The 22,157-nt window shown below is 66.2% G+C and carries 18 protein-coding genes; 12 read left to right on the top strand and 6 right to left on the bottom strand.

Annotation, left to right across the window (positions count from 1 at the left end; genetic code table 11):
• Positions 1-1,380 (bottom strand): exodeoxyribonuclease VII large subunit, encoded by a 1,380-nt coding sequence (gene xseA / locus ACIP21_RS17215; protein ID WP_400689780.1) that lies wholly within the window; start codon positions 1,378-1,380, stop codon positions 1-3.
• 159 nt (positions 1,381-1,539) lie between these two features.
• Here xseA and ACIP21_RS17210 point away from each other — a divergent pair, with 159 nt between their 5' ends.
• From ACIP21_RS17210 to tadA, 7 genes are all read left to right on the top strand, one after another.
• Positions 1,540-2,313: an N-acetylmuramoyl-L-alanine amidase gene (locus ACIP21_RS17210; protein WP_400689777.1), complete on the top strand. Its 774-nt coding sequence runs from the start codon at positions 1,540-1,542 to the stop codon at positions 2,311-2,313.
• 46 nt (positions 2,314-2,359) lie between these two features.
• Positions 2,360-3,115, top strand: coding sequence for a sulfite exporter TauE/SafE family protein (locus tag ACIP21_RS17205; RefSeq protein WP_400690225.1), 756 nt, complete (start codon positions 2,360-2,362; stop codon positions 3,113-3,115).
• 46 nt (positions 3,116-3,161) lie between these two features.
• Positions 3,162-3,719, top strand: coding sequence for a sugar ABC transporter ATPase (locus ACIP21_RS17200; protein ID WP_400689775.1), 558 nt, complete (start codon positions 3,162-3,164; stop codon positions 3,717-3,719).
• A gap of 86 nt (positions 3,720-3,805) precedes the next feature.
• Positions 3,806-5,275, top strand: coding sequence for an IMP dehydrogenase (gene guaB / locus ACIP21_RS17195; RefSeq protein ID WP_400689772.1), 1,470 nt, complete (start codon positions 3,806-3,808; stop codon positions 5,273-5,275).
• Between the two features lie 222 nt (positions 5,276-5,497).
• Complete coding sequence (guaA, locus tag ACIP21_RS17190; RefSeq protein WP_400689770.1) at positions 5,498-7,075, top strand: glutamine-hydrolyzing GMP synthase; 1,578 nt, start codon at positions 5,498-5,500, stop codon at positions 7,073-7,075.
• A 239-nt stretch (positions 7,076-7,314) separates the two neighbouring features.
• Positions 7,315-8,697 (top strand): multicopper oxidase family protein, encoded by a 1,383-nt coding sequence (locus ACIP21_RS17185; RefSeq protein ID WP_400689767.1) that lies wholly within the window; start codon positions 7,315-7,317, stop codon positions 8,695-8,697.
• Positions 8,697-9,176: a tRNA adenosine(34) deaminase TadA gene (gene tadA, locus ACIP21_RS17180; RefSeq protein WP_400689765.1), complete on the top strand. Its 480-nt coding sequence runs from the start codon at positions 8,697-8,699 to the stop codon at positions 9,174-9,176. Before ACIP21_RS17185 ends, tadA begins: the two co-directional genes overlap by 1 nt.
• Before the next feature lie 53 nt (positions 9,177-9,229).
• On the opposite strand, the gene mltF is transcribed toward tadA, so the two are convergent.
• The gene (gene mltF / locus ACIP21_RS17175) at positions 9,230-10,687 is read right to left on the bottom strand and encodes a membrane-bound lytic murein transglycosylase MltF (protein WP_400689762.1); all 1,458 of its coding nucleotides are present in this window, start codon (positions 10,685-10,687) and stop codon (positions 9,230-9,232) included.
• Positions 10,688-10,954: 267 nt separating this feature from the next.
• Here mltF and purL point away from each other — a divergent pair, with 267 nt between their 5' ends.
• Both purL and ACIP21_RS17165 read left to right on the top strand, forming a co-directional pair.
• Positions 10,955-14,851: a phosphoribosylformylglycinamidine synthase gene (gene purL, locus ACIP21_RS17170; protein WP_400689759.1), complete on the top strand. Its 3,897-nt coding sequence runs from the start codon at positions 10,955-10,957 to the stop codon at positions 14,849-14,851.
• A 4-nt stretch (positions 14,852-14,855) separates the two neighbouring features.
• Positions 14,856-15,167, top strand: a complete 312-nt coding sequence (locus ACIP21_RS17165; protein ID WP_400689757.1) for an NGG1p interacting factor NIF3 — start codon at positions 14,856-14,858, stop codon at positions 15,165-15,167.
• A 117-nt stretch (positions 15,168-15,284) separates the two neighbouring features.
• Here ACIP21_RS17165 and tatC read toward each other — a convergent pair whose 3' ends face one another.
• The 3 genes from tatC to tatA are packed head-to-tail and all read right to left on the bottom strand — an operon-like array spanning position 15,285 to position 16,551.
• Positions 15,285-16,046, bottom strand: a complete 762-nt coding sequence (gene tatC, locus ACIP21_RS17160; protein ID WP_400689754.1) for a twin-arginine translocase subunit TatC — start codon at positions 16,044-16,046, stop codon at positions 15,285-15,287.
• Entirely contained in the window at positions 16,043-16,327 is a 285-nt protein-coding gene (gene tatB, locus ACIP21_RS17155; RefSeq protein WP_400689751.1) for a Sec-independent protein translocase protein TatB, read from the bottom strand. The genes tatC and tatB overlap by 4 nt, the downstream gene beginning before the upstream one ends.
• Positions 16,327-16,551: a twin-arginine translocase TatA/TatE family subunit gene (gene tatA / locus ACIP21_RS17150; protein WP_400689750.1), complete on the bottom strand. Its 225-nt coding sequence runs from the start codon at positions 16,549-16,551 to the stop codon at positions 16,327-16,329. The genes tatB and tatA overlap by 1 nt, the downstream gene beginning before the upstream one ends.
• Positions 16,552-16,686: 135 nt before the next feature.
• On the opposite strand from tatA, the gene gspK reads away from it, so the two are divergent.
• Positions 16,687-17,652, top strand: a complete 966-nt coding sequence (gene gspK, locus ACIP21_RS17145; RefSeq protein ID WP_400689747.1) for a type II secretion system minor pseudopilin GspK — start codon at positions 16,687-16,689, stop codon at positions 17,650-17,652.
• Positions 17,653-17,792: 140 nt separating this feature from the next.
• Here gspK and ACIP21_RS17140 read toward each other — a convergent pair whose 3' ends face one another.
• Entirely contained in the window at positions 17,793-19,871 is a 2,079-nt protein-coding gene (locus tag ACIP21_RS17140; protein ID WP_400689744.1) for a PhoX family protein, read from the bottom strand.
• A gap of 224 nt (positions 19,872-20,095) precedes the next feature.
• On the opposite strand from ACIP21_RS17140, the gene ACIP21_RS17135 reads away from it, so the two are divergent.
• Positions 20,096-21,733 (top strand): lipoprotein UxpA, encoded by a 1,638-nt coding sequence (locus ACIP21_RS17135; RefSeq protein ID WP_400689741.1) that lies wholly within the window; start codon positions 20,096-20,098, stop codon positions 21,731-21,733.
• Positions 21,730-22,155: a pilus assembly protein PilZ gene (locus tag ACIP21_RS17130; RefSeq protein WP_400689739.1), complete on the top strand. Its 426-nt coding sequence runs from the start codon at positions 21,730-21,732 to the stop codon at positions 22,153-22,155. The genes ACIP21_RS17135 and ACIP21_RS17130 overlap by 4 nt, the downstream gene beginning before the upstream one ends.
• Positions 22,156-22,157 lie beyond the last annotated feature (2 nt).

The raw sequence follows: 22,157 nt of genomic DNA, 5'->3' as shown, positions 1-22,157 counted from the left end.
TCAGTCCAGTAGCGAGAGGGTGACCGGGGTCAGGTGGTTGTCTTCGACGCGGACCTGCAGCTCGCCTTCGTTCAGGCGCGCGGTCAGGCGCTGGCCGTTGCGGGTCTGCTCGGCGCTGCGGATGGCCTGGCCATGCTCGTCGAGGAGGATGCTGTAGCCGCGCGCCAGGGTCGCCAGCGGGCTGACCGCCTGCAGCGTCTGCAGTTGGGCCTGGAAGCGCTGACGGCGGTCCTTGAGCACCTCGCGGATGGCCCGTGGCAGGCGCTCGGCGAGGCTGTCCAGGCGCTGGCCCAGTAGCTTCAGGCTGCGCCCCGGGTGCTGCGCGGCCAGGCGCGTGTCCAGGCGTGCCAGGCGCTCGCGACGCTGGTTGAGGCTGAGCGCGAAGGCGCGGCGCAGGCGCATGTCCAGGTCGTCCAGGCGCTGGGCCTGCTGGCGCAGCCGCTCACCGGGGTGGCGCAGGCGCCGGGCCAGCGAGTCCAGGCGCAGGCGGTCATGGCTCAGGCGGTTCTGCATGCGCAGCAGCAGGCGCCGTTGCAGGCCGTCGAGGCGCTGCTGCAGGCCGCTGTTGTCGGGGGCCAGCAGTTCGGCGGCGGCCGATGGCGTGGGTGCACGCACGTCGGCGACGAAATCGCTGATCGATACGTCGGTTTCATGGCCCACGGCGCTGACGATCGGCGTCACGCAGGCAGCCACGGCGCGCGCCACGGCTTCTTCGTTGAAGCACCAGAGGTCTTCCAGAGAGCCACCGCCGCGGGCCAGGATCAGCGCGTCGAAGCCCTGCCTGTCAGCCTGCTGGAGGGCGTGGACGATCTGCTTGATCGCCTCGCGGCCCTGCACGGCAGTGGGAATCAGGTTCAGCTCGACCTGCGGCGCGCGGCGGCCGAACACGCTGATGATGTCGCGGATCACCGCGCCGGTGGGCGAGGTGATGATGCCGATGCGCCGCGGGTGGGCCGGCAGCGGCTTCTTGCGTTCGGCGCTGAACAGCCCTTCGGCGCCGAGCTTTTCCTTCAGCGCTTCGAAGGCCAGGCGCAGGGCGCCGTCACCGGCCGGCTCGACGCTGTCGAGGATCAGCTGGTAGTCGCCACGCCCCTCGAACAGCGAGACCTTGCCGCGCACCCGCACCGCCAGGCCGTCGCGCAGGGCCTGGCGAACCCGGGTGGCGTTCTGCCGGAACAGCGCGCAGCGCACCTGGGCACCGCTGTCCTTGAGGGTGAAGTACATGTGGCCGGAGGCCGGGCGGGCGAGGTTGGATATCTCGCCTTCCACCCAGACGCTGCGGAACACGTCTTCCAGCAGCACCCGGGCGCGGCCGTTGAGCTGGCTGACGGTGAGGACCTCGCGGTCCAGGCCGAGTCGTTCGAAAGGGTCTCTGATCATGCCGGGCATCATAAAGGACATGGCGAGCCGATGCACCGCTGCCGTGCAGTCGGACAAAAGCTGCATGAAAGCTCCTACCGGATGCATCGAACCCGAGGACTTATCGGGCCAGGGACAGGCGCCTAGCGTGTGAGCATCAATCACGCATGGGAGGTTCCTATGTACGACATCGATGCCACGACATACCGCTCCAGGGCGTTTGATCGACGCAAGCAGGAGATACGCTTTCTCGTGCTGCACTACACCGTGGTCAATTTCAACGGGGCGGTCAATTCGCTGGTCAAGGGCGGCGAGGTCAGCGCCCATTACCTGTTGCCGACCCCCGATGACCCGAGTTACCGGCGCGCCGGCTTCGACAAGGTGCGGATCTTCAACCTTGTCGACGAGCACGAACGGGCGTGGCACGCGGGTGTCAGCCACTGGGCCGGGCACAACGGCCTGAACCACTCGGCGATCGGTATCGAACTGGTCAACGAGGCTTCGATCAGCAACGGCCAGTTCAACTTCCCGGCCTACCCGCCATCGCAGATCGAGGCATTGATCCAGGTGTGCCAGGGCATCCTCGAGCGCTATCCGGCCATCACCCCGCCCCATGTACTGGGCCACAGCGATATTTCCATCGGGCGCAAGAGCGATCCCGGTGCGGCGTTTCCTTGGCACGCCCTGCACCAGGCTGGCATCGGCGCCTGGTATGACCCTGCGCTCAAGGCGCAGCTCCAGGCGCGATTCAGCGATGGCCTGCCGCCACCGAGCGAGGTCTTCGACAAACTGCGCACCTATGGCTACAGTGTTCCCCCGGCGCCCGACAAGCTCTTCGCCCAGCGCTTGCTCAGGGCTTTCCAGCTGCATTTCCGAGCGGATGACCACCGCGGCGTGCTCGATGCCGAAACCGCCGCGATCATCTACGCACTGGTGCAGCGCTACAAGGCTTGAGCCTGCCTGCGGCAGGCCCGTCGAGCCATTGCCGGAACTCAGGATGATGCCAGCCATGTTGTCGTTTGCCCCCATCGACTGGCTCGTCATCCTGCTCGCGATCGCTGGCGCCTATGTCGTGTTTGGCATCGCCGGTTTCGGCACTGCCCTGGTGGCCGGCCCGGTGCTGATCCATTTCATGCCCCTGTCGCGGATCATCCCGTTGCTGGTGCTGCTCGATTTCGTCGCCGCCTTCGGCAATCTGCTGCCGTCGCGGCGCGATGTGGTGCGTGCCGAGCTGCTGCGGTTGCTGCCCTGCATGGCCGTGGGCTGCACGCTGGGGGTGGTGTTCCTGTTGCAGCTGAAGTCCGACCTGCTGTTGCTGCTGATGGGGCTGTTCGTCACGGCCTATGCGGTCTACGGCCTGGCGGTGAAGGTGCGGCCGGCGAAGCTTTCGGGAATGTGGGCGTTGCCGATGGGCACCGTGGGCGGGCTGTTCGGTGCGCTGTTCGGCAGCGGCGGTTTCCTCTACGCGATCTACCTCGGTGCCCGCCTGGAGCTGAAAGAGCAGGTGCGCGCGACCCAGAGTGCGCTGATCAGCTGCAGCACCCTGGTGCGCCTGTCGCTGTTCCTGATCGCCGGCGTCTACACCGACACCCGCCTGCTGCTGCTGGCCGCCTGCCTGCTGCCGGTGATGCTCGTCGGCCTGTGGGTCGGCCGTCGGCTGACCCTGAAACTGTCCCGCGAGGCCTTCGTGCGCCTGGTCACCTGGCTGGTACTGGCCAGCGGCCTGGCGCTGATTGGTCGCTACCTGAGCGGCTGAGCTGTAGAATTGCCGGAACAGCGCAGTCCGCAGGCCCGTTTCGTTCATGAACACGCAAAGTATCATCGTCCCCAAACTGTCCACCGTTCCCTCGCATGAAGCCCGATCGCGGGCCATCCTGCGCTGGCTGGTGCGCGAGAAAATCGTCGAGGAACAACTGACCACCTGTGGCCGCACCGGCAACCGCATGGGCCATGCTTTGGCCAGCGGCGCGCGCAAGGTTGCCCTGCATCCCGAGAAGCTGCCGTTCGGCGAGCAGGTCAATGGCCTGGAGGTGATGCTCAAGCGTTGCATCTACACGCCGACCGAAGGTTTTCTCGAGGAAGCCGGCTGCCCGGAATGCCGGCGCGAGGTCGGCGAACCGCTGTTCGAGAGCCTGGAAGAGTGGATGCCGGCGGTCAGCGACAACTTCACCTGCCCCCTGTGCGGCCATGAAGACGACATCAATGGCTTCATCTACCTGCAGCCATGTGCCTTTTCCAACCTTGGGTTCATCTTCAACAACTGGGGCGAGGCCGGGTTTACCCAGGCCTTTCTCGACAGCTTCGCCGACTGGCTCGACCAGCCAGTGGCGGTGGTGCAGGTAAAACTGCCATCACGCTGACCGAAGGCCCTTATTTTGCATTGAGCGGCGCGCCGTGCATGAGTATAATGGCGCGCTTCCATTTTTCCCGCCCGGGAGCCCCCGCGATGCTGCGTATCAGCCAAGAAGCCCTGACCTTCGACGATATCCTCCTTGTACCTGGCTATTCCGAGGTACTGCCCAATGAAGTCAGTCTCAAGACCCGTTTGACCCGTGGCATCGAGCTGAACATTCCGCTGGTTTCAGCCGCCATGGATACCGTGACCGAAGCGCGCCTGGCCATCGCCATGGCCCAGGAAGGCGGTATCGGCATCATCCACAAGAACATGACCATCGAACAGCAGGCCGGCGAAGTGCGCAAGGTCAAGAAGTTCGAGGCTGGCGTGGTCAAGGACCCGATCACCATCGAGGCCGACGCCACCGTGCGCGACCTGTTCGAGCTGACCCGCCTGAACAACATCTCGGGCGTACCGGTACTGGCCAACGGTGACCTGGTCGGCATCGTCACCTCCCGTGACGTGCGCTTCGAAACCCGTCTGGATGCCAAGGTCCGCGACGTGATGACGCCGAAAGAGCGTCTGGTCACCGTCCGCGAAGGCGCCGACAAGAACGAAGTCCGCGAACTGCTGCACAAGCACCGCCTGGAAAAAGTCCTGATCGTCGACGGCAACTTCGCCCTCAAGGGCATGATGACCGTCAAGGACATCGAAAAAGCCAAGGCCTACCCGCTGGCCAGCAAGGACGACCAGGGTCGCCTGCGCGTCGGCGCCGCGGTCGGCACCGGCAAGGACACCGGCGAGCGCGTTGCCGCCCTGGTTGCCGCCGGCGTTGACGTGGTGGTGGTCGACACCGCCCACGGCCACTCCAAAGGCGTGATCGACCGCGTTCGCTGGGTCAAGGAAACCTACCCGCAAGTGCAGGTGATCGGCGGCAACATCGCCACCGGCGCCGCCGCCAAGGCCCTGGCTGAAGCCGGCGCCGACGCGGTCAAGGTCGGTATCGGCCCTGGCTCGATCTGCACCACCCGCATCGTTGCCGGTGTCGGCGTGCCGCAGATCAGCGCCATCGCCAACGTCGCCGCTGCACTGGAAGGCACTGGCGTGCCACTGATCGCCGACGGCGGCATCCGTTTCTCCGGTGACCTGTCCAAGGCCATCGTCGCCGGTGCTTCCTGCGTGATGATGGGTTCGATGTTCGCCGGTACCGAAGAAGCACCGGGTGAAGTCGAGCTGTTCCAGGGCCGTTCCTACAAGGCCTACCGCGGCATGGGCTCGCTGGGTGCCATGGCACAGGCGCAAGGCTCGTCGGACCGTTACTTCCAGGACTCCTCGGCCGGTGCCGAGAAGCTGGTACCGGAAGGCATCGAAGGCCGCGTGCCGTACAAGGGTGCCCTGGCCGCGATCATCCACCAGCTGATGGGCGGCCTGCGTTCGTCCATGGGCTACACCGGCAGCGCGACCATCGAAGAGATGCGCACCAAGCCGGAGTTCGTGCGCATCACCGGTGCCGGCATGGCCGAGTCCCACGTGCATGACGTGCAGATCACCAAAGAAGCCCCTAACTACCGCGTAGGCTGAGGCTTCTCGGGTTCGTACGAAATGTAGCTGAGCGGCGATCAGGCAAGGCGAAAACAGGCGAGGAAGCGCAGTTTGCTGGTTGCAAATGAGCATTCCGAGCCTGTTTTCAACGCAGCATGATCGCCGCGCAGGCACATTTCGTGCGAAGCCCAGCTACAACAGAAAGCGGGGCTGTCATTACAGCCCCGCGTCGTTTCCGATTTCCACTGACGAGATTGAGTCATGGCCCTCGACATTCACGCTCACCGTATCCTGATCCTCGATTTCGGTTCCCAGTACACCCAGCTGATCGCCCGCCGCGTGCGCGAAATCGGCGTGTACTGCGAGCTGCACCCGTTCGACATGGACGATGAAGCGATCCGCGAATTCAACCCGCGCGGCATCATCCTCGCCGGCGGCCCCGAGTCGGTCCACGAAGCCAACAGCCCGCGCGCCCCGCAGGCCGTGTTCGACCTGAACGTGCCGGTGCTGGGCATCTGCTACGGCATGCAGACCATGGCCGAGCAGATGGGCGGCAAGGTCGAAGGTTCCGACCTGCGTGAGTTCGGTTATGCCCGTGTCGACGTGGTCGGCAAGAGCCGCCTGCTCGACGGCATCGAAGACCACGTCGACGACGACGGCGTACTGGGCCTGGACGTGTGGATGAGCCACGGCGACAAGGTCACCCAGATGCCGGGCAACTTCCACGTGCTGGCCAGCACCCCGAGCTGCCCGATCGCCGGCATGTTCGACGACGCCCGCGGCTACTACGGCGTGCAGTTCCACCCGGAAGTGACCCACACCAAGCAGGGCGGTCGCATCCTGTCCCGCTTCGTGCAGGACATCTGTGGCTGCGAAGCCCTGTGGACCGCGTCCAACATCGTCGAAGACGCCATCGCCCAGGTGCGTGCGCAAGTGGGCTCGGCCAACGTCCTGCTGGGCCTCTCCGGCGGCGTCGACAGCTCGGTGGTTGCCGCGCTGCTGCACCGCGCCATCGGCGACCAGCTGACCTGCGTATTCGTCGACAACGGCCTGCTGCGCCTGCACGAAGGCGACCAGGTAATGGCCATGTTCAAGGAGAACATGGGCGTCAAGGTGATCCGTGCCGATGCCGAGAAGCAGTTCCTCGACAACCTGGAAGGCGAAGCGGACCCTGAGAAGAAGCGCAAGATCATCGGCCGCACCTTCATCGACATCTTCGATGCCGAAGCCAGCAAGCTGGAGAACATCCAGTTCCTCGCCCAGGGCACCATCTACCCGGACGTGATCGAGTCGGCCGGCGCCAAGAGCGGCAAGGCCCACGTGATCAAGTCGCACCACAACGTCGGTGGCCTGCCGGAGGAAATGAACCTCAAGCTGGTCGAGCCGCTGCGTGAACTGTTCAAGGACGAAGTGCGCAAGATCGGCCTGGAGCTGGGCCTGCCGTACGACATGGTCTACCGCCACCCGTTCCCGGGCCCGGGCCTGGGTGTGCGCATCCTTGGTGAAGTGAAGAAGGAATACGCCGACATCCTGCGTCGCGCCGACCACATCTTCATCGAAGAACTGCGCAAGGCCGACTGGTACCACAAGACCAGCCAGGCGTTCGTGGTGTTCCAGCCGGTCAAGTCGGTCGGTGTCGTCGGCGACGGCCGCCGCTACGCCTGGGTCGTGGCCCTGCGTGCCGTCGAGACCGTGGACTTCATGACCGCGCGCTGGGCGCACCTGCCGTACGAGCTGCTGGAAACCGTCAGCGGCCGTATCATCAACGAAATCGAGGGTATCTCCCGCGTCACCTACGACGTGTCGAGCAAGCCGCCGGCCACCATCGAGTGGGAATGAGTTGAGTCACAAGGGCGCCGCAAGGCGCCCTTGTGCTATCTGTCGTCTGCCGCGGTCCATCACTGCGCAGACCTCAGGAACCGTGCGGTCCCTGTGGGAGCGGGTTTACCCGCGAAGAGGCCCGAGCGGGCGATACAAGACTTCACTTAATCTTTCCCATTTGCAGGTGTATCGTATTCGCCCTTCACCGCCAGCCATGCTGGCAGCTTGATTGCGCCGATCACGAGGTACCCGCACCGATGTCCTTCACCCGTCGACAAATGCTCAAAGGCTTGACCGGCCTGGTTGTGGTTGGCCTGGGCGCCGGTGGCGCGGCGCGCTATTGGCTGGGCAAGGTGGAAGACGACAACGCCGGGCACGACTACGAGCTGATCGCCGCGCCCCTGGACGTCGAGCTGGTGCCGGGCTTCAAGACCGAGGCCTGGGCCTTCGGCTCTTCGGCGCCGGGTACCGAACTGCGGGTGCGCCAGGGCACCTGGCTGCGGGTGCGCTTCATCAACCACCTGCCGGTGGAAACCACCATCCACTGGCACGGCATCCGCCTGCCGCTGGAAATGGACGGCGTGCCCTACGTTTCGCAGTTGCCGGTCAAGCCGGGCGAGTACTTCGACTACAAGTTCCGCGTGCCGGATGCCGGCAGCTACTGGTACCACCCCCATGTCGACAGCTCCGAAGAACTGGGGCGCGGCCTGGTCGGCCCGCTGATCGTCGAGGAGCGCGAGCCGACCGGTTTCGCCCACGAGCGCACCTTGAGCCTGAAGAACTGGCACGTGGACGAGCAGGGCGCCTGGCTGCCCTTCAGCATCCCGCGTGAGGCCGCGCGCAACGGTACTGCCGGGCGCTTGATCACCATCAACGGCCAGGCCGAATCGGTCACCGAGCTGCCGGCCGGCCAGGTGGTGCGCGTGCGCCTGCTGAACCTGGACAACACCTGGACCTACCGCCTCAACCTCAAGGGCAACTGCGAAGCGAAGATCTACGCCCTCGACGGCAACCCGGTGACGCCTCGGCCACTTGAGGATGAATACTGGCTCGGCCCAGGCATGCGTATCTGCCTGGCCATCCGCATCCCCCAAGCGGGCGAGGAAATTTCCCTGCGCGACGGCTTCGTACGCCTGGGCACCCTACGCTCGGTGGCCAGCACCGACGCGCCGGGCGAGTGGCCAAAGGCCCTGCCGGCCAACCCGATCGCCGAGCCGGACCTGGAGAATGCCGAGAAGCTGAACTTCAATTTCGAATGGGCAGCGAGCGTTTCGGTCGATGCCACCCCGGACAAGCCGTCGAGCATGTGGCAGATCAACGGCCAGGCCTGGGACATCACCGACAAGACCTGCGCCGACCGGCCGATCGCCACGCTGAAGAAGGGCAACAGCTACATCTTCGAGCTGAAGAACATGACCCAGTACCAGCACCCGATCCACCTGCACGGCATGAGTTTCAAGGTGATCGGTTCCAATCGCCGCGAAATTCCCGAGCCTTACTTCACCGACACCTACCTGCTGGGCAAGAACGAGCGCGCCCAGGTGGCTCTGGTGGCGGATAACCCCGGTACCTGGATGTTCCACTGCCACGTCATCGACCACATGGAAACCGGCCTGATGGCCGCGATCGCGGTGGTCTGATGCGCCCGCAGATCATCGATCGCAGCCGCGATCAGGAATTCATGCGCCTGGCCCTGGCCCTGGCCGCCGAGGGCGCGGCCATGGGTGAGGTGCCGGTAGGCGCGGTGCTGGTGCAGCATGGCCAGGTGCTCGGCCAGGGCTTCAACCGGCCGATCGTCGACAGCGACCCCAGCGCCCATGCCGAGATGGTGGCCATCCGCGCGGCGGCCCAGGCCGCCAGCAACTACCGGCTACCCGGCAGCACCCTGTACGTGACGCTGGAGCCTTGCAGCATGTGCGCGGGGCTGATCGTGCATTCGCGGGTGGCGCGGGTGGTGTTCGGCGCGCTGGAGCCCAAGGCCGGCATCGTGCAGAGCCAGGGGCAGTTTTTCGGGCAGGGCTTTCTCAACCACCGGGTGATGGTGGAGGGCGGGGTGCTGGCGGAGGAGTGCGGGCAGATCCTGAGCGACTTCTTCAAGGCTCGACGGGCCAAAGGTTAACCTGTACCGGCCTCTTCGCGGGTAAACCCGCTCCCACAGGGGCCGGTGCGGGTTTACATCGGCGGCGACTGGTCCGCCGGCTTGTCCTTGTTCACCCCAGGCGTATGCAGGTTGCCTTCGGCCATCTGGCCTTCGAGCTGCGGCTGGGTCACCCAGGTGAGGATGTCGTAGTAGCGGCGGATGTTGGCCACGAAATGCACCGGTTCGCCGCCACGGGCATAGCCGTACTTGGTCTGCCGGTACCACTGCTTCTGCGCCAGGCGCGGCAGCATCTTCTTCACGTCCAGCCACTTGTTCGGGTTGAGCTTCTCGCGCTTGGCCAGGGTGCGGGCGTCATCCAGGTGGCCGCTGCCGACGTTGTAGGCGGCCAGGGCGAACCAGGTGCGGTCCGGCTCCTTGATGCTGTCGTCGAGCTCTTCCTTGATCTTCATGAAGTACTTGGCGCCACCCTGGATGCTCTGCTTCGGGTCCAGGCGATTGGACACGCCCATGGCCTGGGCGGTGCGCTGGGTCAGCATCATCAGGCCGCGCACGCCGGTCTTGGACGTGACCTCCGGCTGCCACATGGATTCCTGGTAGCCGATCGCCGCCAGCAGGCGCCAGTCGACCTGTTCGACCTTGGCGTAGCTCTTGAAGTGCTTCTCGTACTTGGGCAGGCGCTGCTGCAGGTGCTGGGCGAAGGTGTAGGCACCGACGTAGCCGAGCACGTCGACATGGCCGTAGTAGCGGTCCTTCAGGCGCTGCAGGGTGCCGTTCTTCTGCGCCTTGTCGAGGTAGGCGTTGATTTCGTTGAGCAGGCTGTTGTCTTCGCCGGCGGTCACCGCCCAGCGCTGGTCGCGGGTGTCGCCCAGGTCGAAGGCGACCCGCACGTTGGGGAAGTACACCTGGTTCATCGCCAGTTCGTTGGAGTCCACCAGGGTCAGGTCGATCTGCCCTTCGTCGACCATGCGCAGCAGGTCGACCACCTCGACGGCGTCGGACTCTTCATACTGCAAGCCCGGGTACTGCTTCTTCAGCTCCGCCAGCTGGTCGGCGTGGCTGCTGCCCTTGAGCACCATGATCTTCTTGCCGACCAGCCCCTTGGCGTCGGTGGGGCGCGGCCGGCCGTTGCGGTAGATCACCTGCGGGGTCACTTCCAGGTACGGGTGCGAATACTTGACCTGGGCCTTGCGCCGCTCGCTGCTGACCAGGCCTGCGGCCGCCAGCACCGGGCCGGACGGCTTGCCCAGGGCACCGTAGAGTTCGTCGAGGTTGTCAGCGGTCTCGATCTGCAGCTTGACGCCCAGATCGTCGGCGAAATGCTTGACCAGCTCGTACTCGAAGCCGGTTTCGCCGTTGCGGTCCTGGAAGTAGGTGGCCGGGCTGTTGCGGGTAATCACGCGCAGCACGCCGTCCTCCTTCACGCGCTCGAGGGTGCTGGGTTTTTCAACGCAGGCACCGAGCAGCAAAAAGAGACCGGTTGCAACAAGCCATTTGGCGCAACGCTGGCGCAGAGCAGTGTGGGCGAACATAGGTTGCAGTATACGCAAAGGAAAGGCCCAACCATATCTCGACAATAGGTGGGTTGTCTGATAGCAGGCTTTGTATGGGCGTCGTCTACACGGGCCAGGTGGCCGTGCAGGCCGGCCTGGCAGGAGGGGGAAACCCCTGGTTTTTTTTGACCCTGAAGTCCGGTTCGGCCGCCCGGCAGGCTTGGCGTAGAGCGGGTGCCGAAAGCCATCGAATTAGGCTAGAATGCACGGCCTCTAAGCACACCCCTTCCTGAGGCTGTCCCGACGATGTTGATCCTGCGCGGCGCTCCTGCCCTTTCTGCCTTTCGCCACGGTAAATTACTCGAGCAACTGAGCCAGAAAGTCCCCGCTGTTACTGGTTTGTATGCCGAATTTGCCCACTTCGCCGACGTTGACGGCGAGCTGACCGCCGACCAGCAGCAGGTGCTGGGCCGTCTGCTCAAGTACGGCCCGAGCGTGCCGGTGCAGGAGCCGACCGGCCGCCTGTTCCTGGTCGTGCCGCGCCTGGGCACCATCTCGCCCTGGGCCAGCAAGGCCAGCGACATCGCCCACAACTGCGGCCTGGAGTCGATCAAGCGCCTTGAGCGCGGTATCGCCTACTACGTTGCCGGCAGCCTCAGCGACGCCGATGCGCAACTCGTCGCCGCCGAACTGCACGACCGCATGACCCAGCGCGTGCTGGCCCAGCTGGAGCAGGCGAGCGACCTGTTCAGCCACGCCCAGCCCAAGCCGATGACCTCGGTCGACATCCTCGCAGGTGGCCGCGCCGCCCTGGCCCAGGCCAACCTCGACCTGGGCCTGGCCCTGGCCGAAGACGAGATCGACTACCTGGTCAATGCCTTCCAGGGGCTCAAGCGCAACCCGAACGACATCGAACTGATGATGTTCGCCCAGGCCAACTCCGAGCACTGCCGCCACAAGATCTTCAACGCCAGTTGGGACATCGACGGCCAGGCTCAGGAAAAGAGCCTGTTCGGCATGATCAAGAACACCTACCAGATGCACAGCGAAGGCGTGCTGTCGGCCTACAAGGACAACGCCTCGGTGATCGTCGGCAGCGTCGCCGGCCGCTTCTTCCCGAACCCTGAAACCCGCCAGTACGGCGCGGTGCAGGAGCCGGTGCACATCCTGATGAAGGTCGAGACGCACAACCACCCTACCGCCATCGCCCCGTTCTCCGGCGCCTCCACCGGCTCCGGCGGCGAGATCCGCGACGAAGGTGCCACCGGCCGTGGTGCCAAGCCAAAAGCCGGCCTGACCGGCTTCACCGTCTCCAACCTGCGCATCCCGGGCTTCGAACAGCCGTGGGAACAGGCCTACGGCAAGCCCGAGCGCATCGTCGACGCCCTCGACATCATGATCGAAGGCCCATTGGGCGGCGCTGCGTTCAACAACGAGTTCGGTCGCCCGGCCCTGACCGGCTACTTCCGTACCTTCGAGCAAAGCATCAACACCCCGCACGGCGAAGAAGTGCGCGGCTACCACAAGCCGATCATGCTCGCCGGCGGCATGGGCAACATCCGTGAAGACCACGTGCAGAAGGGCGAGATCACCGTCGGCGCCAAGCTGATCGTGCTCGGCGGCCCGGCCATGCTGATCGGCCTGGGCGGCGGCGCCGCTTCGTCGGTGGCCACCGGTGCCAGCTCGGCCGACCTCGACTTCGCCTCGGTACAGCGCGAGAACCCCGAGATGGAGCGCCGTTGCCAGGAGGTCATCGACCGTTGCTGGCAGCTGGGCGACGCCAACCCGATCGCCTTCATCCACGACGTCGGTGCCGGCGGCATCTCCAACGCCTTCCCGGAGCTGGTCAACGACGGCGGCCGTGGCGGCCGCTTCGAACTGCGCAACGTGCCCAACGACGAGCCGGGCATGGCCCCGCACGAAATCTGGAGCAACGAATCCCAGGAGCGTTACGTGCTGGCCGTCAGCGCCAACGACTTCGAGCGCTTCCAGGCCATCTGCGAACGCGAGCGTTGCCCGTTCGCCGTGGTCGGCGAAGCGACCGAAGAGCCGCACCTGACCGTCAGCGACAGCCACTTCGGCAACACCCCGGTGGACATGCCGCTCGACGTGCTGCTGGGCAAGCCGCCACGCATGCACCGCTCGGTCACCCGCGAAGCCGAGCTGGGCGATGACTTCGACCCAAGCGGGCTGGACCTGGACGCCGCCGTGCAGCGCGTGCTGAACCACCCGGCCGTGGCCAGCAAGAGCTTCCTGATCACCATCGGCGACCGCACCATCACCGGCCTGGTCGCCCGCGACCAGATGGTCGGCCCGTGGCAGGTACCGGTGGCCGACTGCGCCGTCACCGCCACCAGCTTCGACGTCTACACCGGTGAAGCCATGGCCATGGGCGAGCGTACCCCGCTGGCCCTGCTGGACGCCCCGGCCTCCGGGCGCATGGCGATCGGCGAAACCATCACCAACCTGGCCGCCTCGCGCATCGACAAGCTGTCCGACATCAAGCTGTCGGCCAACTGGATGTCCGCCGCCGGTCACCCGGGTGAAGACGCGCGCCTGTACGACACCGTCAAGGCGGTCGGCATGGAGCTGTGCCCTGAGCTGGGCATCACCATTCCGGTCGGCAAAGACTCGATGTCGATGAAGACCCAGTGGAGCGAAGAGGGCGCCGAGAAGAGCGTCACCTCGCCGATGTCGCTGATCATCACCGGCTTCGCCCCGGTCACCGACATTCGCCAGACCCTGACCCCGCAACTGCGCATGGACAAGGGCGAGACCGACCTGATCCTGATCGACCTGGGCCGCGGCAAGAACCGCATGGGCGCCTCGATCCTGGCCCAGACCTACGGCAAGATCGCCGCCCAGGCTCCGGACGTCGACGATGCCGAGGACCTCAAGGCGTTCTTCGCCGTGATCCAGGGCCTGAACGCCGACGGCCACCTGCTGGCCTACCACGACCGTTCCGACGGCGGCCTGCTGACCACCGTGGTGGAAATGGCCTTCGCCGGCCATTGCGGCCTCGACCTGCACCTCGACCCGCTGACCGACAGCAAGGCCGAAGTGCCGGCGATCCTCTTCAACGAAGAGCTGGGCGCGGTCATCCAGGTGCGTCAGGACGCCACCCCGGACGTGCTGGCCCAGTTCAGCGCCGCTGGCCTGGAAGACTGCGTCGCGGTGATCGGCAAGCCGATCAACAACGGCGAAGTGTCCATCAGCCTCAATGGCGAAGTGCTGTTCGACGATGACCGTCGCATGCTGCAGCGCCAGTGGGCCGAGACCAGCTACCAGGTCCAGCGCCTGCGCGACAACGCCGACTGCGCCGACCAGGAATTCGACCTGCTGCTCGAGGAAGACAACCCGGGCCTGTCGGTCAAGCTGGGCTATGACGTCAACGACGACATCGCCGCGCCGTACATCAAGAAGGGCGTGCGCCCGCAAGTGGCGATCCTGCGCGAGCAGGGCGTCAACGGCCAGGTCGAGATGGCAGCCGCCTTCGACCGTGCAGGCTTCGCTGCCATCGACGTGCACATGAGCGACATCCTCGCCGGCCGCGTCGACTTCGAAGCCTTCAAGGGCCTGGTCGCCTGCGGTGGCTTCTCCTACGGTGACGTGCTCGGCGCCGGCGAGGGCTGGGCCAAGTCGGCGCTGTTCAACAGCCGCGCCCGCGATGCCTTCCAGGCCTTCTTCGAGCGCACCGACAGCTTCGCCCTGGGCGTGTGCAACGGTTGCCAGATGATGTCCAACCTGCACGAGCTGATCCCGGGCACCGAGTACTGGCCGCACTTCGTGCGCAACCGCTCGGAGCAGTTCGAGGCGCGCGTGGCCATGGTCGAGGTGCAGAAGTCCAACTCGATCTTCCTGCAGGGCATGGCTGGTTCGCGCATGCCGATCGCCATCGCCCACGGCGAAGGCCATGCCGAATTCGCCAGCGAAGAGGCACTGCTGGAAGCCGACGTGTCCGGTTGCGTGGCCCTGCGCTACGTCGACAACCACGGCAAGGTCACCGAAGCCTACCCGGCCAACCCGAACGGTTCGCCACGTGGCATCACCGGCCTGACCAGCCGCGACGGCCGCGTGACCATCATGATGCCGCACCCGGAGCGTATGTTCCGCGCCGTGCAGAACTCCTGGCGCCCGGACGAGTGGCAGGAAGATGCCGCGCTGATGCGTATGTTCCGTAACGCGCGCGTCTGGGTGAACTGAGGCGGTGTACAAGCTCGCCTTCTTCGTCCCGGCCAGCCATGTCGAAGGGGTCAAGGCCGCCGTGTTCGCCGCCGGTGGCGGGCGTATCGGCGACTACGACCACTGCGCCTGGCAAACCCTGGGCCAGGGCCAGTTTCGCCCGTTGCACGGCAGCCAGCCGTTTCTCGGGCAAACCGGCCAGGTCGAGGTGGTCGAGGAGTGGAAGGTGGAACTGGTGGTGGCCGACGAGCTGATTGCCCAGGTCGTCGCTGCGCTCAAGCAGAGCCACCCCTACGAGACGCCAGCCTTTGAGGTCTGGCGGCTCGCCGAGTTCTAGACCGCATGAAGGCCTTCGCGGCGGTCCGACGCATCGGCAAGCCCGCTCCCACAGGTACTGCACCGCCCTCGATAGCGCCGCGGTCCCTGTGGGAGCGGGTTTACCCGCGAAGAGGCCCTAAGCTTCGGCCACGATTTCCCGCCCCTGCACAGGCCGCCGCAACCCGGCACACGCCAGCAACCCCACCTCGAACAGCACCCACATCGGCACCGCCAGCATCGTCTGTGAAAACACATCCGGCGGCGTCAGGATCATCCCCACCACAAAGCACCCGACGATCACGTAGGGCCTGCTGCGCCTGAGCGTGGCCACATCGGCCACCCCCACCCAGACCACGATGAAGGTCGCCACCGGGATCTCGAAAGCCAGGCCGAACGCCAGGAACAACGCCATGATGAAGTCCAGGTACTGGCTGATGTCGGTCATCATCGCCACCCCGTCGGGCGTCACGCTGGCAAAGAAGCCGAACATCATCGGGAACACCAGGTAGAACGCAAACGCCATGCCGGCATAGAACAGCACGATGCTCGACACCAGCAGCGCCAGGGCGATGCGCCGTTCGCGGCGGTACAGCCCGGGGGCGAGAAAGCCCCAGGCCTGGTGCAGCAGCAGCGGCATGGCGACGAACAGCGCGCACATCGCGGTCAGTTTGAAGGGTGTGAGGAACGGCGAGGTGACGCTGGTGGCGATCATGCTCGCGCCCTCCGGCAGAAAGCGCCGCAAGGGTTCGGAAATCAGCGTGTACAGCTGCTGGGCGAACGGGAACAGGCCGGCGAACACCAGCGCCAGCAACAGCAGGCACCGCACCAGGCGCTGGCGCAGGTCGCGCAGGTGTTCGGTCAGCGGCATGCGTGCCGCGGGGTCCAGGGCAATGCTCATGGGGTGTTCTCCCGGGCGACGGTGGTTGCCTCAAGCGCCGCTTCGGGCTTGAGGCTGATGCCTTGGCGGATCTCCTGCTCCAGGCGTTGCAAGGGCGCGCTGTCGAGTTGCGGCAAGTCGATCTGCTGCTCCATCTGCGCACGCAGCCCCTGCATCGCCCGGCGTGCCTGGCCCAGCACCCGGCCCAGGGTCCGCGCTGCCACCGGCAGGCGTTCCGGGCCAAGCACCAGCAGGGCGACGACGCCCACCAGCAGCAGTTCGCTGAAGCCTATCTCGAACATCAGGCCTGGCGATCCGATTGGGGCTGCTGGGCCGCCTGATGGCTCACGGGCGGCTGTTGCTGCACCTGGGAGGCGCTGTTGTCGGTGTCGCCACCCATGGATTTGCGAAAGCCCTGGATCGCCTCGCCGACATCGCTACCCAGGCCTTTGAGGCGCTTGGTGCCGAACAGCAGGAACACGATCAGCAGTACGATCACCAGTTGCCAGATTCCGATGCCACCCATTTCGACCACTCCTGTAAGGCCATGAAAATGAAGGCTAATCCTGCCTCGTGCAGATGACGTCAAGATGACTGCCATCTGCCTGCAACAACCCAGGTGTTGACTGGCGTTTTAAGCGACGGGAAAGGTGGCCGGGGAATGGCGGGCAAGCGACAACGCGGCGCGGCGCTGCTGATGGTGATGGTGGTGCTGGCGCTGCTGGCCGCTGGCATGGCCTGGCTGGTGGAGGATGGCCGACGCCAGGTGGACGAGGTGCAGCTGTTGCGTCAGCGCGTGCAGGTGCGGGCCATGGAGCAGGCCGGCCTGGCCTATGCCGAACAGGCGCTGCGCGACCCGGCCTGGCGCCTGAGCCCGCTGTTCTGGCAAGCCATGCGCGGGCAGCCGCTGAACTACGACTTCGGTGCCGGGCAGGCGCAGTTGCGGGTGCGCGACCAGCACACCTGCTTCAACGTCAATGCGCTGCTGGGTGCCGATGGCCAGCGTGCCGAACGGCAGTTGCGGCGTCTGCTGGGTGACGACATGGCCGCCGAGCAACTGGTCGACGCCCTTGCCGACTGGCTGGATGCCGACAGCGATGCCCGCCTGCAGGGCGCCGAAAGCAATCAGTACCTGCGCCAGCACCCACCCCGGCTGGCGGCCAACGAGCCGATGCTCGACAGCAGCGAGCTTAACCTGTTGCTGGAGCCCGACGCCGGCCGGCAACGCCGCTACCCGATGTTGTGCGCGCTACCGCAGACCACCGGTTGGCGGCTGAATGCCAATGCCCTGGGGCCGGAGCATCTGCCATTGCTCGATGCCTTGTACGAAGGGCGCTATCCGCGCGCGCTGCTCAGCCGCATCGTCAGCGGGCGGCCGGCGTCCGGGTATGCGGATGCCGCGGCGTTGCGCCAGGCGCTGGGGGCGGTGGATGACGAGACGTTCGAGCGCTTGAGCGAGGGGTTGTTGCTCAACAGCGGCCATTATCGGTTGCAGCTGTCGTTCGAGGAACAGGGCAGGGTGATGCGCAGCGAGTTCCAGGTGGAGGCGCTGGGGGTGGTGCAGTGGCATGCGCGGGTGCCGGCGCAGCAGGTGAGGGTCAGGAGTAGGCAGCCGATGGCTTGGTAAGCCTGTGCCGGCCCTTTCGCGGGCAAGCCCGCTCCCACAGGTATTGCGCAGCATTCGAAACCTGTGCCATCCCTGTGGGAGCGGGCTTGCCCGCGAAAGGGCCGGTACAGCCAGCACAAGGCCGACTGCCCGGTATGCAATCAGACGGTGCCGATCTCCCCGCCATCATCGCGCTGGATCACCACCGTCGACGAGCGCGGCCGTACCGTGGCCCCGGCCGGGGTCGCATCGGTGGCCTTGTCGGTGTTCGGCCAGTTCTCCGGATGCTGGATGTTGACGAACAGCGTCTTGTTGTCCGGGGTGAAGGTGATACCCGTCACCTCGCACCCGTTCGGCCCGACGAAGAAGCGGCGCAGGTCCACCTGGTTCTGGGCATTGATCGGCACCTGCTTGCCACTGGCATCCACCAGGTCGGTCGGGATCACCGCCAGCAGCTGGTCGTTGGTGTAGTCGGTGACGCTGGTCTCGCCGTTGTCGGTCTCGAACCACAACACCCCGCGGCTATCGAAGCTCATGCCGTCGGGGCTGGCGAACTGGTTCAGTTCGGTCAGGCCCGAGCGGTTGATGTCGGCGGTGCCGGCGGCGTTGGCGCCGAACACGAAGATGTCCCAGGTGAAGCTCAGCTGGTCGTCGCTGTCGTGCCAGCGGATGATGTGGCCGTGACGGTTCGGGCCACGCGGGTTGGCCGCGTCGACCTTGGCGGCGGTGCGCGCGCTGTTGTTGGTCAGGGTCAGGTAGACATCGCCATTGAGCGGGTTGACCGCGGTCCATTCCGGGCGGTCCATCGGCGTGGCGCCCAGGGCATCGGCAGCGCCGCGGGTATTGAGGATGATGCCCGGCAGGTCACCGTACAGCGCGCCCAGGGTGCTGCCGGCAGTGGTGGCGGTGGCGACGTCGAGCAGCAGCCATACACCGCTGCCATCGGCATTGAAGCGGGCCACGTACAACCTGCCCTGGTCCAGGTACTTGGCGCCGGTGGCCAGGCGGTCGGCCGTGGTGGCGTCGGCGGCGTCCCACACGGCGCTGGAGACCCACTTGTACAGGTATTCGTTGTTGGAGTCGTCGCCCATGTACCAGACCAGCGGCTTGCCGGCCACCGGCAGGCCCGGGCAGCAGCCTTCGTGGCGGAAGCGACCGAGGGCGGTGCGCTTGGTGGCCAGGGTGCTGGCGTTGTACGGGTCGATCTCGACGATGTAGCCGTATGTGCTGGCCTCGTTGCGGTAGTCGTCGGTGGCGCTGGCGCCCTTGACGGTCACGTCGAAGCGGGCGAACTCATCGTTCACCTCGCTGCTGTCACCGGCGGCGGTTTCCCACTTGTACTGGCCGCTGGAGGTGCCCACGCCGATGCGGCGCTGGTCTTCCGGGCGGGTACCCTTGTTGACGAAGATGCCCGGCCAGTTCTCCTCGCAGGTCAGGTAGGTGCCCCACGGGGTGTAGCCGTTGCCGCAGTTGTTGTTGGTGCCGCGGCAGTGGGTGCCGGCGCTGGAGTACTTGGTCTTGACGTGGTCGGTGCCACGCAGCGGGCCGGTCAGTTCCATGCGCGAGGCGGTGGTGAAGCGGCGGTTGAGCGGATCGTTGTCGATCACCTGCCAGCGGCCGTTGACCTTCTGCAGGCGCACCACGCCGGCACCATGGCCGTTGATTTCCTTGCGCACTTCCTCGGCCGGGCGGTTGCCGCTGGCGTCGCTGGTCGGGCCGTTCGGGTGCAGGGCAGCGGTGTCGATGTACTCGAAGTTGATCGCCAGCAGGCCGTCTTCGGAGCTGCCATTGATTGGGAAGAAATGCATGCCGTCATGGTGCATGCCCATGGCGTTGGCCTGGTCGGTGGAAGTGTTGCTGCCGTCCGATTTCCACGGGTTGCCGTTGCTGTTGATCGGCGTGCCCCAGGGCGCCAGCACGAAGGCGCTGTAGCCGGCGGCGACGACGCAGGCATCGGTGCGCGAGCCGGGGATGGACTGGAAGCCCAGGGCCATTTTCGGCTCTGGCTCGGGTTCGGTCACCGGCGGTTCGGTGACCGGTGGCTGGGTAACCGGGTCGTCATCGGAACCGCCGCCACTGTCGAAGCAGCCGCTCAGGCCGGTACCGGCGATCATGGCGATGGCGGCGCCCAGGCTGCCGCGCATCACGCTGCGGCGGCTCAGGTAAGCGTCCATGACGGTGGCCATCGGCAGGTTGCCGCTGTGGTTGCGGTCCAGGTTGTCGCCGGATTCTCGACTCATCAGGTGTCCTTATAGTGGCTGAGTGAAAAGAAACCGCGACTGTAGGGAACAACTGTGATGATTCATTGGCAGAAATATTAATGGGTTTTTAAAACTGTAAGTTCTCATTTCAAACTAAGACAGACCGATTTGGAATAGCTGTCGGATTTCTGCCATCAAACTGTCATGCCAACGCCGCAACATCCGGGGCCCTACGTGAACTCGGATTAAGGATGGCCGGCCCGATGGCGAGCAGTGTGCACAGGCGCGAAGTGATCAGCTGGATGGGTGTCGGTGCGCTGGCGCCGTTGCTCGGCGCCTGTTCCGCATTGCCGGGTGGCGGCAACCATGCCCACGTCGACCTGCTGTACGTCGCCGACACCCTCGATGCCCGCCAGCCCGGCCTGCCCGTGGTCCCGGCCACTCGCCTGGGCCCGGTCAGCCACCTGGGCCGCGCGCCGTGGATGACCGGCAGCAGTGCCAGCCTCGCGCACCCGCGGCTGGCGCCTTTGCTCGATGCCAACCAGGCCGCCGACGTCCGCCTGGGCGGCTATGCGGTGCTGGGAGCATTGCTCGAGCAGCTGCGTGGCGAGGCTGGTGCGGGCAACAGCCTGACCCTGGAAAACGGCCAGGGCTGGAACGGCAGCGGCCTGGCCTACCTGACCCAGGGCGAAAGCGGGCTGCAGGGCAGCCAGCTGCTCGGTAGCGAGGCGCGGGTGAGCAGCGATGAGCGGGTGTTGTGGCCGCAGCGCAGCGTTGGCCTGTACCAGCAATCGGCAGCCGTCACGCTCGGCGCCGGCCTGCCCGAAGAGCAGCGCAGAAGCTTTGGCCTGGAGCCCTTCAAGGTGTTCGAGCGAGGCGGCGCACGTATCGCCGTGGTCGGTATCACCGACCCCTACGCCCAGGACCAGAAGGCTTCACTGAAGCAGTGGTACCAGTCGCTGCTGCCAAGCTTCGAAGAGGCCCGGCGCAAGGCCGACCTGGTGGTGGCGCTGGCCGATGTCGGCACCGGGCCGGGCCTGTGGCTGGCCGAGCGGGTCGGCGCGATCGACGTGCTGCTCTGCGCCCGTGGCCAGGACCTGTGGCCGGCCCCCGTGCAGGCCACCCAGGCCAGTGGCCGCCGCGTGCCGGTGCTGTTCGCCGGTTGCCGCGGCAGCGGTGCGTTTCGCCTGCGCTGCCAGCAGGTGGCCGGCCAGTGGCAATTCGATGGGCAGTTCTTCCCGGCCTTCGAGCAACAGCTCACGGCTGCCGCGCAACGGCGTGCCAGCCAGCTGCAAGGCGAACTGCGCCAGCAACGCGCCGGCCATGCCGCCTGGCTCGACCAACCACTGGCGCGCGCGCCCCAGGCCCTGTGGCGCCGCGACACCCGTGGCGGCAGTTGGGACCGCCTGCTGCACCAGGCCCTGGCCGATGACGGCAACATCCCGGTGCTGCTGCCGGGCCTGCGCTACGACTACCCGCTGGCCGCAGGCGAAGCGATTACCCGCGAGCACCTGATCAGCCTCACAGGCAGTTACCCGGCCCCGGTGGTCGAAGCCCCGGCGCGACAAGTCGAGCAGGTGCTCGAGAACGCCGCCGAGCAGTTGTTCGGTGACCCGCTGCTGCTCGACAACAGCCAGGACCTGCCGCGCTGGCAGGGCCAGGCCTGGCAAGTCAGCTACAGCCCGCAAGGCAAGCGCGTCACTGGCCTGGAGCCGGTGCAGGGCATGTGCCGCACCTTCGGCCTGCAGTTCCAGGCCCAGGCCGGCGAGCCCCTGTGGCAGCGGGTCGAGGGTTGGCTGGCAGGCCAGCGTGCCGATTGGCAACTGGCGTCCCTTGCCGTCCCCGACGTGCGTTACGTGCAGGGCCATCCCGGCTGGCATCCGCGCCAGGTGGCTTCATGAGCCTGGGCGCGCGGATCGTCAGCGGCAGCCTGCTGACCCTGGCCGGCTGGCTGGCCGCCCAGTGCGTGCTGCAAGTGAGCCGCCAGCCGCAACCGGCCAGCCCGGCAGCGGTCGCGAACACGCCGTTGCCCGGGCTGCTGGTCGGTCACTGGCAGCCCGCCGCCGATGACGGCGCCATCCGCCTCACGCGCCTGCCCTTGCAGTACCTCGGTGGCCTCAAGGCGCAACCGCTGTCGGCCAGCGTGGTGGTGCTGCGCTACGGCCAGCAGGTGCGCACCCTGGGCCGTGGCCAGCGCCTGGCACCGGGGATCGTGTTGCAGGACATCGATGCCGATGGCCTGATTTTCGACAACCAGGGGCGGCGCGAACGCCTGCCCTGGCCGCCACGCCCCGCCGTGACCGGCTTCAAGCGCCAAGGATGAAC

Origin of the sequence: Pseudomonas sp. NPDC089401, from assembly GCF_044749485.1 — a bacterium.
GTDB lineage: Bacteria > Pseudomonadota > Gammaproteobacteria > Pseudomonadales > Pseudomonadaceae > Aquipseudomonas.
Note: the sequence above shows the minus strand (reverse complement) of the source record. Positions and strands in the feature narration are given on the sequence as shown.

Bases quoted from the DNA above. Each gene is read 5' to 3' on its own strand.
- ACIP21_RS17185 (WP_400689767.1), top strand. From the start codon at position 7,315: ATGTCCTTCACCCGTCGACAAATGCTCAAAGGCTTGACCGGCCTGGTT.
- purL (WP_400689759.1), top strand. From the start codon at position 10,955: ATGTTGATCCTGCGCGGCGCTCCTGCCCTTTCTGCCTTTCGCCACGGT.
- tatB (WP_400689751.1), bottom strand. From the start codon at position 16,327: ATGTTCGAGATAGGCTTCAGCGAACTGCTGCTGGTGGGCGTCGTCGCC.
- ACIP21_RS17200 (WP_400689775.1), top strand. From the start codon at position 3,162: ATGAACACGCAAAGTATCATCGTCCCCAAACTGTCCACCGTTCCCTCG.
- ACIP21_RS17135 (WP_400689741.1), top strand. From the start codon at position 20,096: ATGGCGAGCAGTGTGCACAGGCGCGAAGTGATCAGCTGGATGGGTGTC.
- ACIP21_RS17210 (WP_400689777.1), top strand. From the start codon at position 1,540: ATGTACGACATCGATGCCACGACATACCGCTCCAGGGCGTTTGATCGA.
- guaA (WP_400689770.1), top strand. From the start codon at position 5,498: ATGGCCCTCGACATTCACGCTCACCGTATCCTGATCCTCGATTTCGGT.
- gspK (WP_400689747.1), top strand. From the start codon at position 16,687: ATGGCGGGCAAGCGACAACGCGGCGCGGCGCTGCTGATGGTGATGGTG.
- tadA (WP_400689765.1), top strand. From the start codon at position 8,697: ATGCGCCCGCAGATCATCGATCGCAGCCGCGATCAGGAATTCATGCGC.
- xseA (WP_400689780.1), bottom strand. From the start codon at position 1,380: ATGATCAGAGACCCTTTCGAACGACTCGGCCTGGACCGCGAGGTCCTC.
- ACIP21_RS17130 (WP_400689739.1), top strand. From the start codon at position 21,730: ATGAGCCTGGGCGCGCGGATCGTCAGCGGCAGCCTGCTGACCCTGGCC.
- ACIP21_RS17205 (WP_400690225.1), top strand. From the start codon at position 2,360: ATGCCAGCCATGTTGTCGTTTGCCCCCATCGACTGGCTCGTCATCCTG.
- mltF (WP_400689762.1), bottom strand. From the start codon at position 10,687: ATGTTCGCCCACACTGCTCTGCGCCAGCGTTGCGCCAAATGGCTTGTT.
- tatC (WP_400689754.1), bottom strand. From the start codon at position 16,046: ATGAGCATTGCCCTGGACCCCGCGGCACGCATGCCGCTGACCGAACAC.
- ACIP21_RS17140 (WP_400689744.1), bottom strand. From the start codon at position 19,871: ATGAGTCGAGAATCCGGCGACAACCTGGACCGCAACCACAGCGGCAAC.
- tatA (WP_400689750.1), bottom strand. From the start codon at position 16,551: ATGGGTGGCATCGGAATCTGGCAACTGGTGATCGTACTGCTGATCGTG.
- guaB (WP_400689772.1), top strand. From the start codon at position 3,806: ATGCTGCGTATCAGCCAAGAAGCCCTGACCTTCGACGATATCCTCCTT.